Annotated in this window: 10 protein-coding genes; 3 read left to right on the top strand and 7 right to left on the bottom strand. The window is 71.3% G+C overall.

The features are described from left to right. Positions 1-1,152 precede the first annotated feature (1,152 nt). From serA to G6O68_RS19195, 5 genes are all read right to left on the bottom strand, one after another. Entirely contained in the window at positions 1,153-2,787 is a 1,635-nt protein-coding gene (gene serA / locus G6O68_RS19215) for a phosphoglycerate dehydrogenase (RefSeq protein WP_165250257.1), read from the bottom strand. Between the two features lie 160 nt (positions 2,788-2,947). After that, the gene (locus G6O68_RS19210; protein ID WP_165250256.1) at positions 2,948-4,102 is read right to left on the bottom strand and encodes a pyridoxal-phosphate-dependent aminotransferase family protein; all 1,155 of its coding nucleotides are present in this window, start codon (positions 4,100-4,102) and stop codon (positions 2,948-2,950) included. Positions 4,103-4,231: 129 nt separating this feature from the next. Then, positions 4,232-4,666 (bottom strand): phosphoribosyl-AMP cyclohydrolase, encoded by a 435-nt coding sequence (gene hisI / locus G6O68_RS19205; RefSeq protein WP_165250255.1) that lies wholly within the window; start codon positions 4,664-4,666, stop codon positions 4,232-4,234. Next, positions 4,666-6,420 carry a hypothetical protein gene (locus tag G6O68_RS19200; RefSeq protein WP_165250254.1) on the bottom strand — a complete coding sequence of 585 codons (1,755 nt, stop codon included), beginning with the start codon at positions 6,418-6,420 and terminating at the stop codon, positions 4,666-4,668. Before G6O68_RS19200 ends, hisI begins: the two co-directional genes overlap by 1 nt. A gap of 105 nt (positions 6,421-6,525) precedes the next feature. Next, on the bottom strand, positions 6,526-8,751 hold the full coding sequence (locus G6O68_RS19195; RefSeq protein ID WP_165250253.1) for an SEC-C domain-containing protein: 2,226 nt from the start codon (positions 8,749-8,751) through the stop codon (positions 6,526-6,528). A gap of 154 nt (positions 8,752-8,905) precedes the next feature. Between G6O68_RS19195 and G6O68_RS19190 the strand changes: the two genes are divergently transcribed. Then, a complete protein-coding gene (locus G6O68_RS19190; RefSeq protein WP_165250252.1) occupies positions 8,906-9,877 on the top strand; it encodes a S1/P1 nuclease in 972 nt (323 codons plus the stop codon). Here the strand turns inward: G6O68_RS19190 and G6O68_RS19185 are convergent. Both G6O68_RS19185 and G6O68_RS19180 read right to left on the bottom strand, forming a co-directional pair. Continuing rightward, positions 9,859-10,038 carry a hypothetical protein gene (locus G6O68_RS19185; RefSeq protein WP_165250251.1) on the bottom strand — a complete coding sequence of 60 codons (180 nt, stop codon included), beginning with the start codon at positions 10,036-10,038 and terminating at the stop codon, positions 9,859-9,861. The genes G6O68_RS19190 and G6O68_RS19185 overlap by 19 nt on opposite strands. 133 nt (positions 10,039-10,171) lie before the next feature. After that, positions 10,172-11,191, bottom strand: a complete 1,020-nt coding sequence (locus tag G6O68_RS19180) for a sugar phosphate isomerase/epimerase family protein (RefSeq protein WP_165250250.1) — start codon at positions 11,189-11,191, stop codon at positions 10,172-10,174. Between the two features lie 212 nt (positions 11,192-11,403). Here G6O68_RS19180 and G6O68_RS19175 point away from each other — a divergent pair, with 212 nt between their 5' ends. Together G6O68_RS19175 and G6O68_RS19170 are read left to right on the top strand one after the other, a co-directional pair. Next, positions 11,404-12,072 (top strand): HAD family hydrolase, encoded by a 669-nt coding sequence (locus G6O68_RS19175; protein WP_165250249.1) that lies wholly within the window; start codon positions 11,404-11,406, stop codon positions 12,070-12,072. Beyond that, entirely contained in the window at positions 12,069-12,635 is a 567-nt protein-coding gene (locus G6O68_RS19170; protein WP_165250248.1) for a tetratricopeptide repeat protein, read from the top strand. Before G6O68_RS19175 ends, G6O68_RS19170 begins: the two co-directional genes overlap by 4 nt. The last annotated feature ends 134 nt before the right edge of the window (positions 12,636-12,769 follow it).

The raw sequence follows: 12,769 nt of genomic DNA, 5'->3' as shown, positions 1-12,769 counted from the left end.
CCTCGTCCAGGCAGTAGCCCATGTAGGTGCGCAGCTTCGCCGCCAGCAGGGCGTAGCGCTCCTCCGGATCCTCGGTGAGGCCGGCGTCGATGACGATCAGGTTGAGCCGGCCGTCGGGCCCGCTCGTGATGACGTCGATGACGTCCGTCTCTTCCAGGCCCATGGGCTCCTTCGCTCCTTGCTCTCGAACGCCCTTGCGATGCGGGGACACGTCTCGGCCCGGCCTTCAACGCTTCCGAGCTGGCAGCGCCTCGACGGCCCTGATGCAGGCGTCCAGGCGCTCCGGCATAGGTCGCTGTGACGCCGGTCCCAAGGGATAATCCATGGGGGGCAAGTTAGCCTATGAGAGGCCTCTTTTTCTCGGCCTAGGTTTGAAGCAGGAAACGTCCGTTGATTATGATTGGTCCAGATATGACTAAGTGGCGATTGGTGAGGGAGCTTTCACTGCGATTCTCTATGTTCCAATTTATAAAGCATCCGGGTTTGTCCGGGTCATAAGACTGTTCTATCGAAAACCATAAAGCAAACGTGCTAAGACGTGTTCCAAGGCTTCTGGATTTTATGGAATCATGGATCTGCGCAGCCTTCTTGCTGGCTTCCAAAGAGAGTTCGATTCGACGATCCAAGATCGAGTTTACAGTGTTAAAATAAAAGCGAGCCCAGGAGCGGCCCAGGCAGAAATGCCTGTTTGGGAGGTTGTTGGTAATTGCGAAAGAATTTAATTCGTTCCTGAGTGGTTCGACCAGCAGGTTTGCGATCGCTTCGAATAAACCTGGGTCATAGCTTGGGGGTTCAATTGGGGCAGTGGAAAGGCCGGAGTAAAAAAGAATTAATGAGTTAAGAGAGTCGATTAGTTGGTGTGAGTACTGATTTCGATATATCTTATTGTGAGCAAGCCAGTCTCCGTAAAGCTTGACCATTTGATACTGGCTGCCAGCGTCGGTTGATTCTATGGTGCTGCGTGACAAAGCAAGGATGCGGCAGACCTCGTTCTCGTCTAGTAAGTCCTTGGCGAGGAGCAATCTGAGTTTGGCGATATCCCGGTGTGTCATCTTTTAGAAACCCGTAGCCAACCTCTAACTCAGCTTGATCCCCTATGTCTGCCGACGCGGGAGCTTATGCTCCCGCGTCGGTCGGAGTTGCTCTGGACGCTCAGGAGCCCAGCCAGCTCGGGAGCTGGCCCTGGGGGGGGAGCTTGATGAGGCGGACGCTGAGGATGTCGGGATGCTTGGCGACGGCGTCGAGGTCGTCCTGGGTGGGGATGCCGTCGAGGTTGACGACGCCGATCGCCTCGCCGCCCGGCTTCTCGCGGCCGACGTTCATCTGGGCGATGTTCACGCCGCGGTCGCCCAGGGTCGTGCCCAGGAAGCCGATCAGGCCCGGGCGGTCGTTGTGGGTGAAGGTCAGGAGCGGGCCGTCGAGGTGGGCGTCGAGCTGGAACGAGCCCAGGCGGACCAGCCGCAGGAACTCCTTGCCGAACAGGGTGCCGGCCGCGACGTAGGTCTTCTTGTCGGTGGTCACCTCGGCCTGGATCAGGGTGCCGAAGTCGCTCGGGGCGTCGACCGACTTCTCCTCGATGACCAGGCCGCGCTCGCGGGCGAACGGCAGGGCGTTGACGAGGTTGACCGACTGGTCGAGCGAGGCCTCCATCAGGCCGGCGGCGAAGCAGGCGGTCAGAAGCTTGGTGTTCTTGTTGGCGGCGTCGCCCCTGTAGGTGAGCACGGCCTTGGTGATCGCGCCGCGGTCCATCTGGGCGTGGAGCATCCCCAGCCGCCAGGCCAGGTCCAGGTGCCCGCGCAGGTCCTGCATCTCGGCCCGGTCGAGGGTCGGCGTGTTAACCGAGAACCGGACCTGGCCCCGGATCAGGTAGTCGCAGAGGAGCTTGGCGGCCTCGACGGCCACGTTCACCTGGGCCTCCTCGGTGGAGGCGCCGAGGTGGGGGGTGACGACCGTCTTGGGGTGGGCGACGACCGGGTCGCCGGCCGGCGGCGGCTCGGCCTCGAAGACGTCGATCGCCGCGCCGGCGACCTTGCCGGAGTCCAGGGCCTCGACCAGGGCGGCGTCGTCGATCAGGCCGCCGCGGGCGCAGTTGATGATGCGGACGGAGGGCTTCATCGTCGCGATGGCCTTGGCCGAGACGACGTGGCGGGTCTCGGGGGTCAGCGGCGTGTGCAGGGTGATGTAGTCGCACTGGGGCCAGAGGTCGTCGAGCTTGGGGACGAACTCGACGCCGTGCTCCTGGGCCTTCTCGGCGGAGAGGAGCGGGTCGTAGCCCAGGACCTTCATCTCGAAGCCGAGGGCGCGCTGGGCGACGGCCAGGCCGACGCGGCCGAGGCCGACGACGCCCAGGGTCTTGCCCTCGAGCTGGACGCCGGTGAGGCTGTTGCGGTCCCACTTGCCGGCCTTGAGGCTGGCGTCGGCCTTGGCCGTGTTGCGGGAGAGGGCCAGCATCAGGGCCATGGTCTGCTCGGCCGTGGAGATGGTGTTCCCCCCCGGCGTGTTCATCACGACGATGCCCTGCTTGGTGGCCGCGGGGACGTCGATGTTGTCGACGCCGACGCCGGCGCGGACGATCGCCTTGAGCCGGGTCTGGCCCTCCAGGACCTCGGCGGTGAGCTGGGTGCCGGAGCGGATGGCGATGCCGTCGGCCTCCTTGAGGGCCTCCTTCAGCGCCTTGGGGTCCTTGGCCAGCTTGGAGTCGACGACGACTTCGACGTCCTTCTCGGCGCGGAGGAGCGCCAGGCCTTCTTCGGAGAGCTTGTCGGTCACGAGCACGCGGTACGCCACGCTGGTTGCTCCGGGGATGTCGAACGGTCGCCGAGGGAAGAGGGGAAAGCCGGCGGGGCGGCGCCCCCGGCGGGCGTTCGACGCGCCCCGCCGGGAGCCCCGCCCCCGTCGACGTCAGGATGTCTGCGTCGCGGCCCGCGCGGGGCCGCCGGTCGTCAGGTCAGGCGAGGGCGGCGGCGCCCTTGCCGATCAGGACCTGCTGGGCGGCGGTGACGGCCCGGCCGGGCTCGACGTCGTAGCCGAGTTCGGCCAGGGTCATCTCCAGGGCGGCGAGGGCCGAGATGACGTCCAGTTCGTCGGTGTAGCCCATGTGGCCGATCCGGACGATCTTGCCCTTGAGCTTGGCCTGGCCGCCGACGGTGGTGACGCCGAACCGCTCGGCCATCTTGCCGCGGATCTGCGAGTCCTTCAGCCCCTCGGGGACGCGGAAGGCGGTGAGGCCCTCGGCCGGCCGGGCGCTGAACAGCTCCAGGCCGAGCGCCTGGACGCCGGCCTGGCAGGCCTCGCTCATGATCCGGTGGCGCTTCCAGACCTCTTCGATCCCCTCGGCCTTGATCCGCTTCAGGGCCGCGCGGAGGGCCAGGATCAGGGTGTGGGCCGGGGTGTAGGGGGTGTCGAATTCCTTGGCCTTGGAGCGGGCGGCCTTGAGGTTGAAGTAGTAGCTGGGGGCGTCGAAGGCGTCGATCTTGGCCCAGGCCTTGGGGCTGACGGAGATGAACGCCAGGCCGGGGGGGAGCATGAGGGCCTTCTGCGAGCCGGAGCAGAGGACGTCGACGCCCCACTCGTCGGTGCGGCATTCCATCGCGCCGATGCCGGAGATGCCGTCGACAATGTAGACGGCGTCGGACTCGGCGACGACCCGGCCGATGGCCTCGACGGGGTGGCCGGTGCCGGTGGAGGTCTCGGAGAGGGTGCCCAGGACGGCGACGGCGTCGGGGTGCTGCTTGAGGGCCTCGGCCACCTGGTCGGGGTCGACGGGCTTGCCCCACTCGGTGTCGAGCATCACGGCGTTCACGCCGTACGCCTTGCAGATCGCGCCCCAGCGGGCGGCGAAGTGGCCGGCGTTGAGCACCAGCGCCTTGCCGCCGGCGGGGATGACGTTGACGACCGCCGCCTCCATGGCGCCGGTGCCGGACGACGTCAGGATCATGACGTCGTTCTTCGTCTGGAAGACCTCCTTGAGGCCCTCCGACACCTCGACGATGACCTGTTTGGCCTCGTCGGAGCGGTGGTGGATGACCGGCCTGGCCAGTTCGAGCAGCACGTCCTCGGGGACCATGGCGGGGCCCGGGGTCATCAATCGCGGCTTACGCATCGACTCTTTGTCCTTACGGTTTCGACCGGCGGCTGGGCCGTGCGGCCCTTTCGGTTCCGACAGAAATCTATTCTAGTGCGGCGGGCCCGCCCCTGTAAGGGGACTTCCGGCGGGCGTGGTCGGCCGGCCTCACCCGGCGGGGGGCGCGTCGCCGCCCCGGTAGACGGCGTCGGCGTCGAAGACGGGCCGGCCTTCGGCCTCCAGGCCGCCGTCCTCGGCGAGCCGGCGGAAGAAGCAGGAGCGGTAGCCCTCGTGGCAGGCTCCCCCGACCTGGCGGACCTTCAGGAGCACGACGTCGGCGTCGCAGTCGACGTGGATCGACTCGACGTGCTGGACGTGGCCGGAGGACTCCCCCTTGAGCCACTGCCGGCGGCGGGAGCGGGAGTAGAAGTGGCCCAGCCCGGTCTCCAGCGTCTTAAGCAGGGCGGCCTCGTCCATCCAGGCCATCATCAGCACCTCGCGGGTCTCGGCGTCCTGGACGATCGCGGCGACCAGGCCGTCGGCGTTCCAGGCGATCTCCCGCAGGAAGGCGGGTCTTGAGCTGTCGCTCGCGGCGGGGGGCATCAGTCTCTTCCCATCGATTCCAGGAGTTGCGCGGCCCGGCGGGCGACGCCGCGGAGGCCGAAGGCCGGGGCCAGCCGGGCGGCCTCGGTCAGGAAGGCCCGGGCCTGGGGGGCGGATCCGGCGTCCAGCAGGGCCTCGCCCGCGTCGAGGGCGAGCCGGGCGCCTTCGAACGAGTCGTCCAGCAGGAGGCGGTAGGCGTTGGCGGCCTCGTCGGGGCGGCCGGAGCGGGCGAAGACCTCGGCCCGCCAGACGTCCAGGGCCCGCCGGGCGGCGTCGGAGGCGAGCGGGCGCACCTGCTCGATCCGGTCGAGGGCCGCGTCGGGGCGGCCCCGCTGCATCTCGCGGCGGACGAGGCTCGCCGCCAGGTCCTCGGCGTCGACCCGGGCGAGGCCGTCCGGGCGGCGGCGGAGCAGCTCCTCGGCCAGGGGGGCCGTCAGGGCGTCGTCGCGCAGGCCCTTGGCCGAGAGGAAGGCGTCGATCAGCTGCTGATCGTTCAGGTCGCCGGGGACGAGGGCCTTCAGCTCCCAGGGGCCGGCGCAGCTCAGGTCGTCGGGCTCGATGGAGGCCGGGTCGTCCGGGTCCAGGCCCAGGCGTCGACGGAGGCGGTCGAACGGGTAGCCCTGATAGAGGGCCGCCGAGCCGGGCCGCGCGCCGAGCTGCTCGCGGAGGCGGACGACGGCCGCGAGCTTGGCCCGCGCCTGGTCGTCGCCGGCGTGGGCGTCGAGCGCCGCGGCCAGGGGCGAGAGCCCGTCCAGGCCCTGTCGGGGGCGGTGGAGCCAGCGGTCCTCGTAGTAATTCTCGACGACCTCGCGGGTCCAGCGGTCGGCGTCGGCCCGGTCCCGGCCCTCGGGGAGGCGCACGGTCCAGAGGGCCGCGTCGAGGAACGGCAGGGGGAGGGGCGCGGCGGCCCGCTCGGCGGCCTCGCCCGGGTCGCCGATCACCAGCCGGAGCCGCTCCTCGGCCCGCTCCAGGCCGTCGACCCGCGGGCTGGAGAGCCGCAGCGTCTCGGGGGAGACGTAGATCGTGGCCAGGACGTGGGGCAGGTCGGCGGCGGGCGCCCCCTCGGCCTGGTCGGGGAAGGGGCGGTCGAGCCACTCCAGGACCTCGACGTCGGTCGCCGCGTGGTCGGGTCGGCTGGGGTCGCGGGGGGTGGGGATCCGGCGGATCTCGGGGAAGAGGGCGAGCAGGTCGTCGACCTCGGCGCCGTCCCTGGGGAAGCTGCAGGCATACCGCAGGTCGTCGGCGAGGACCTCGGCGCCCCCCCCCTGGCGGAGGACCTCGGCCAGGGTCCAGGCCTCGACGGCCCCCTCGGGGGCGTGCGCGGCCTCCAGGGCCACCACGCGGTCCAGGCACTCGACGGCCTCGACGTCGCGGCCCCGCCAGGCGAGGCACAGGGCGCGGTTGAACCAGGCCTCGACGTCGTCGGGGGCGTCCTGGGTCAGGAGGTCGAAGATCGCCGCGGCGGCGTCCAGCTCGTCCCCCCGGCCGTCTCGCATCCGGCGGTCCCAGCGGGCCCGCTGTTCGGGGGTCCGGGGCTGGCGGAAGCGGTAGGTCCTGCGGGCGGCCAGGGGGAGCTCCTGGGCGCACTCCAGGGTGGTCAGGGCCTTGCGCGCGGCCTCCGAGCCGGCCTCGTGGCGCAAGGCCCGCTGCCAGGCGCCCCAGGCGGCCAGCGGCCGCTGGGACATCAGATGGTTCCAGCCCTCGTGCACGAGGGCCAGCGACGGCTCGCTGTCGTTACGGGTCGTGGAGGGCATCCTCGGTGTCCTGGACTGGGGGGCGTACCGGTCGTCGAGGCGTCGCGCCGTCGGGGGGGGCTTCGGGGCGTCGGTCCGTTCGGGCGTCGGTTCCTGAGCGGCGGGTCAGCGGCCGGGGAGGATGATCCGCGGCTTGTCCGCCGGCGTCTCCGCCCCCGACGACCCGGGGGTCCAGAGGCCGGAGCCGCCCCCCGCGCCCCCCGCCGGGGCGCCGGGCGTCCAGATGCCGCCCCCCGCCGGGGCGCCGCCGACCGCCTGCACGCGGGGGCCGTAGCGCATCAGCAGGCTGTAGAGCATCGACGGGTCGGCGACGTACTTCGACGGGTCCTCGGGCGACGGCGCGAGCTGGATCAGGCCCAGCTCGATCATGTGCGAGAGCACCTTCTGCATGCCCGCCGCGTCCCCCTCGTACCGCGACATCACGGCCGCGACCTCGGGGACCCAGGCCTCGGGCTCGTCGAACATCGTCCGGACGCGGACGTCCAGCATGTCCCAGGACGGGGCCGACGCCGGCCGACGCGCCGCGGGCTCGGACTCGCGGCCCTTGCGGACCCAGCCCAGGGCCTCGTCGCGGGAGCCCCGGATCGCGGCGTCGAGGGCCAGCTCGGTGAAGACCTGGAGCGTCGGGAAGCCCTCGCGCTCCAGCAGCCGGCGTCGCGTGGCGATCTCGCGGGCGGACCGGGCGATCACGTCCAGCAGGCCCCAGGCGTTCGCCCTCGCGTGCAGGTCGACCAGCCGTTCGTCGTCGAGCCCGTGGGGGTCGACGCGGCCGAGGCGGCCGAGGTGGACGTCGTCAAGCTCCACGTCGAACGGGTCGAGCGTCGGCTCCGGCGGCACCCCCAGGCGGGCCCGGAGGCCGTCCCAGTCGACCAGGCCGCTCCAGTCGCCGTGCGACTCCAGGAGCGTCAGCGCGGCACGCAGGGGGACCTCGAAGCCCCCGTCGCGTCCCGCCTGAGCGGGCGTTTTGCCACCCAGGAAGGCCATCGGGGTCTCCACCCAGCGCTCCTGGACGCGGCTCGCGCCCAGCTCGGACACCAGCCGCTGCTGCTGCTCGATCGGCAGGCCGGCGGGGGGCTGGCAGGCGACGTCGAGCACGAGCGACTGGCGGGAGACGGGGCCGAGGATCTTGGTCCGGGGCTGGGCCGGGGGGATCGTCTGGCCGGCGATCGCGGCCAGGCGGTCGATCAGGCCGTTGAGCCGGCCGTCGTCGAACGACTCCAGCTTGAGCGCATCGGGCTCGACGAGGATCGTGCCGGCGACCAGCGGGAGGTCGCCCGGCTTGACGTCCTTCGGATCCTCGATGCGGGGCCGGTCGAGCAGCGCGAATTCGAGGGTCGCGTCCTCGTCGGGCTCCTGCTCGGCGGACGGGCGTTCGACGCAGCTCCCGTCCTCGCGGAGGCGGCGGATCAGGCCGTCGCGGTCGCGGAGCGACCAGGTCAGCTCGACCTCCTCGATCGGGTCGTCGCCGACCTCGGGGTCGATGAGCTGGCAGAGGGCCTCCAGGTCGACGGCGTCGGTCGTCGCCGGGGCCGAGGCGAGGCCGCGGCGGATCGCCGCGACGGCCCCCGCGTGATCGGCCAGGCGGAGCCGGCAGAGCCCCTGGTTCACGTCGGCGACGCGGCCGGCCCGTTCGTCGGACGAGAGCAGTTCGAACGCCGCCGCGGCCCGCTCCAGCAGGCCCCGGCCGGCCCACGCGACGGCCTCGGCGAACCGTTCCCGCACGTCGGCGCCGGCGTCGGCGGGGCAGGGGTGGAGGGCGTACGGGTTCTTGAGCCAGGGGGAGATCGAGCCGGTCGCGCCGATCGTCGTCCTCAGCTCGTCGCACATGGCCCGGATCTGGGCGGGGGCGTCGTCGCCCACCAGGTCCAGGTGGGCGAGCGCCGCCGGGATGAAGCCGGCGCGATAGAGCGTGGCGCCCAGGGCCGTGGCCATCTCGGCGGGGGCGGGCTTGCCCTGCTCGACGGCCTTCGCCAGGAGGTCCTGGAACAGGTCGACCGCGCCTCGGATCTCGCCCGAGGCCTGGAGCAGCCGGAGCTTGATGCTCAGGGCGCCGGGGTGCTCGGGGTGGCTTTCGAGGAGCTTGTCGACTGCCTCGCGCGACTCGGTCGTCCGATCGAGCACGGCCAGCAGGATCGCGCGGCGGAGCGCGAGCCAGGGATTGTCGGGGAGCTTGGCCAGCCCTTCGTTGAGGGCCGACAGCGCCGCCTCGCTCTGCCCGTTACGCTCCAGACGCATCGCGCGGTCGACGTACGACTCCGCCTTGTGGCAGCACCATTTGAACTTCTGACCGCTGCCGCAGGGGCAAGGAGAATACGAGTCGACCGCCGGCATCGTCGTCACTTCCTTCGGGAGGGGGGCCATGCGAGCACTGGGGCCACACTAGCAAAATCGCCGCGCCGGCGTCTATGCTGATGCCGACGCGTCCGGACGCCGCGCGGCGCATCCTCGGGACGTCTTCCCCCCCTCGATGCGGAGCACCTTCGCCATGCCTTCCGACGCAGTCTCGATGCGGGCGGCCGCCGGCCCCGGGAAGCTCCGGAGGGCCCGCGCGGGCCGGCTCGCCGCGATCCTCGCGGCCCTCGTCGTCGCGGCCCCGATCGCGGCCTCCCGGCCGGCGTTCGCCTGGGGCCGCAACGCCCACCGGGCGGCCACGCGGCTGGCCGAGAGCCGCCTCACCCCCGAGGCCCGCGCGCTGGTGCGCGAGCTGCTGGAGGAGGGGGAGTCGCTCGCCGACGCCTCGACCTGGGCCGACGAGCACAGCCGCGACATCCCCGGCAGCGCGGCCTGGCACTACGTCAACGTCCCGATCACCGCCGAACGCTACTCGGCCGAGCACTGCCGCGACGCCTGCGTGGTCTCGCGGCTGGCCGAGTTCCGCGCGATTCTCGCTGACCCCACGGCTCCGAAGGCGCGGCGGCGGATGGCCCTCCGCTACGTCGTCCACCTCGTCGAGGACGTCCACCAGCCCCTGCACGTCGGCGACCGCCGCGACCGCGGGGGGAACAACGTCCAGCTCACCTACTTCCGCGACGAGTTCACGAACCTGCACCAGGTCTGGGACTCGGGGATCCTCCGCAACGGCTACCGCGGCGAGCGCGAGCTGGCCGACGCCCTCTTCGCGCTGGCCCGCCGGCCCGAGGCCCAGGAGTGGCTCAAGGGGACCGCCGAGGACTGGGCCGACGAGAGCCTGGCGGCGGCGAAGAAGGCCTATCGCGTCCCCGGCTCCAACGAACTCCTACGCTCCGGCGCGCGGCTCGGCCGCGAGTACCAGTACGCGAACCTGCCCGTCGCCCTGGAGCGCCTGGCCCGCGCTGGGATGCGCCTTTCGGAGGTCCTCAACGCCGATCTCGCGGCCGCGAAGAAGTCGCCCGACGCCGTCCCCGCGCCCCACTTCCGGGGGCGCGATCGGGATCGGCAGCCGGGCCGACAGGTTCCGGCTCAGTCGGCGCCGCGCTGATCGGCCTTCGGCGCGGGCTTCGCGTCGCCCTTCGCCTCGGCGTCGGCGGGCCTGGCGGCCTCGTCCTTCTTCGGCTCCTCGATCCCGTGCTCGACGGGGCGACGGCCGAAGATCTGTTCGTGATTGGGGAAGCCGTATTTGCGGACGATGGGGCCGCTCATGGGGATGCTCCCTGGGGTGGGGTTCGGTCCGGTCGACTCGTCGCGGGGCGGTCGCCCCGTCGAATCTCGATGATAAAGAAGGAGGCCCCCGCCCGGCGAGCGGGGAGGGGCCTCGCGGATCGTCCGGGAGGGCTCAGGCGCCGGCCTTGGCCTGGCCCTCGGCGAAGGCCTGGTCGAAGAGGCGGCCGGGGGTGGGGAAGCCCATGCGCTCCTTGACGAAGCGGGCGGCCTCGGCGGCGCCGAACTCGCGGTCCATGCCGGGGTCTTCCCACTCGACGGAGAGGGGGCCTTCATAGCCGATGTCGTTGAGCGCGCGGGCGATGGAGTCGAAGTCCACCTGGCCGCGGCCCGGCGAGCGGAAGTCCCAGCCCCGGCGGGGGTCGCCGAAGTTGATGTGCGAGCCCAGGATGCCCGTCTTGCCGTCGAGCGTCCGCGCCGCGTCCTTGACGTGGACGTGGTAGATGCGGTCCGGGAAGGCCCGGATGAACGCGACCGGGTCGACGAACTGCCAGATCAGGTGGCTGGGGTCGAAGTTGAACCCGAACTCGGGGCGGCGGCCGATGGCCTGGAGCGCCGTCTCGGCCGAGTAGAGGTCGAAGGCGATCTCGGTCGGGTGGACCTCCAGCCCGAACTTCAGGCCGAGCTTATTGAACTCGTCCATGATCGGGTTGAAGCGGTCGGCGAAGTCCTTGAACCCGGCCTCGAGCATGGCGTCGGAGACGGGCGGGAACGAGTAGAGCAGGTGCCAGATCGACGAGCCGGTGAAGCCGTTGACGATCTTCACCCCGAGCTTGGCGGCGGCGCGGGCGGTGTCGATCATCTCCTTCGCGGCGCGTTCCTTGACCCCGTCGGGCTTGCCGTCGCCCCAGACGTGCGGGGGCAGGATCAGCTTGTGACGCTCGTCGATGACGTCGCAGATCGCCTGGCCGACGAGGTGGTTGGAGATGGCCCAGGTCTTCAGCCCGTACTTGGCCAGCAGGTCGTGCTTGGCCTGGCAGTACTTGTCGTCCTCCAGGGCCTTTTGGACGTTGAAGTGGTCGCCCCAGCAGGGCAGCTCGATCCCGTCGTACCCCCAGGTGCTGGCCTTTTCGCAGATCGACTCGATCGGAAGGTCGGCCCACTGGCCGGTGAAGAGCGTCACGGGACGCGACATGGTGCGGTCTCCCTGCATGGCATGGGGAACGAGGGACGAGGAATCGGTGCACGACCCGGCTTCGACGGCGGCGCGCGGAAGAGCCCGGAGGAAAAGGCAAAATAGCGCCCCCGTAGGGCGTTGTCAACGATTTGACGGCCCGGCCGCGCGGGGGGATAATGGACCCTTCGCGGCGATTTCCGCTCCCCCCGACGACCCAGCGCGACGCCCTCATGGCCCCAACCGCCGTCCTGCTCGATTTCGACGGCGTGATCGCCGACGCCGAGAACTACCACGTCGCCGCCTGGCAGCGCACGCTGATCGCGATGGGCTGGGAGCTGACCGACGAGGCCGCGTCCCCCGCCGCGGAGATGGACGACCGCCCCTTCGCGGCCGAGCTGTTCGCCCGCCGCGGGCTCGACGAGGCCGACGTCGACGGCTGGGTCCGCAAGAAGCAGGAGCTGACCGTCCGGCTGATCCGGCTCCATCCCCGGACCTACCCCGGCGTCGCCGAGCTGCTCCACGCCCTCGAGGGCCGCGCCCGCGTCGCCGTGGTCTCGACGACCTGGCGCGAGAACGTCGACGCGTTCCTGGAGGCCGCCGGCCTGGCCGAGGCCGTGGAGCTGATCGTCGCCAAGGAGGACGCCGCGGCCCCCAAGCCCGCCCCCGACGCCTACCTCGTCGCGCTGGAGCGCCTGGGCGTCGCCGCCGACCGCGCGATCGCCGTGGAGGATTCGCCCCGGGGCCTGGAGGCCGCCCGGGCCGCCGGCCTCGCCCGGCTGGCCGTCGGCCATCGCCGCGAGCGCGGGGAATGGGTCGGCGACGCCCGCTTCGTCACTTCGTTCGAGGACCTCGACGAGGTCCTCGGCCAGCTCGGTCTCCCCGATCGGAAACCCTCATGACCGACTCCAACGGACGCCCCCACGATCCATCGAAGCGGCCGAAGGGCCCCCGGCCCGGCGGCCCGAAGCGACGCCCCGGCCCCCGCCCCGGCCCGGCCCCGAGCGGCCCCCGGCCCGGCACCGCGCGGCAGAGCCCGATCGGGGTCCGCCGCGTCGAGGGGGAGCCCTTCTTCGAACTGGTCCATCCCCCGTGCGTCGAGGAGACCGACCTCGACTATCAGGAGGGGCTGGAGATCTGGGAAGCCGGCGAGCCGGAGGAGGCCCGCGACGCCCTCCGCTTCGCCCTGGAAGGCTGCCCCGACAACCTCTGGGTGCACGTCGCCCTCGGCGACCTGGCGTACAAGGAATTCCGCGACCCGAAGCTGGCGATGGGCCACTACGGCTACGCGTTCGAGCTGGCCCACCGCGCCCTGCCTGCCGATTTCGCGGGCAAGCTCCCGCGCGACCACGCCCCCAACCGCCCGTTCCACGACGCGCTCCTGGGACTCGTCTCCTGCCTCCGCGCCATCGGCGAGGAGCGCGAGGCCGACGAGCTGAGGAAGCTGCTCGAAAAGCTCCGCTGAGCACGGCCCGCGCCGAATCCGACGGACGCGCCGGGGATTTGTGGCGACGGCCGCGCGGGCGCCCTACAATCGGGCCCGTCGCCCGGCCGCGAGAGCCGGGCCCGACAGTGGTCCTTCAACACGGTGGAGGCGCA

This window comes from Paludisphaera soli, from assembly GCF_011064595.1.
In the GTDB taxonomy this organism is placed as follows: Bacteria; Planctomycetota; Planctomycetia; order Isosphaerales; family Isosphaeraceae; genus Paludisphaera; species Paludisphaera soli.
Note: the sequence above shows the minus strand (reverse complement) of the source record. Positions and strands in the feature narration are given on the sequence as shown.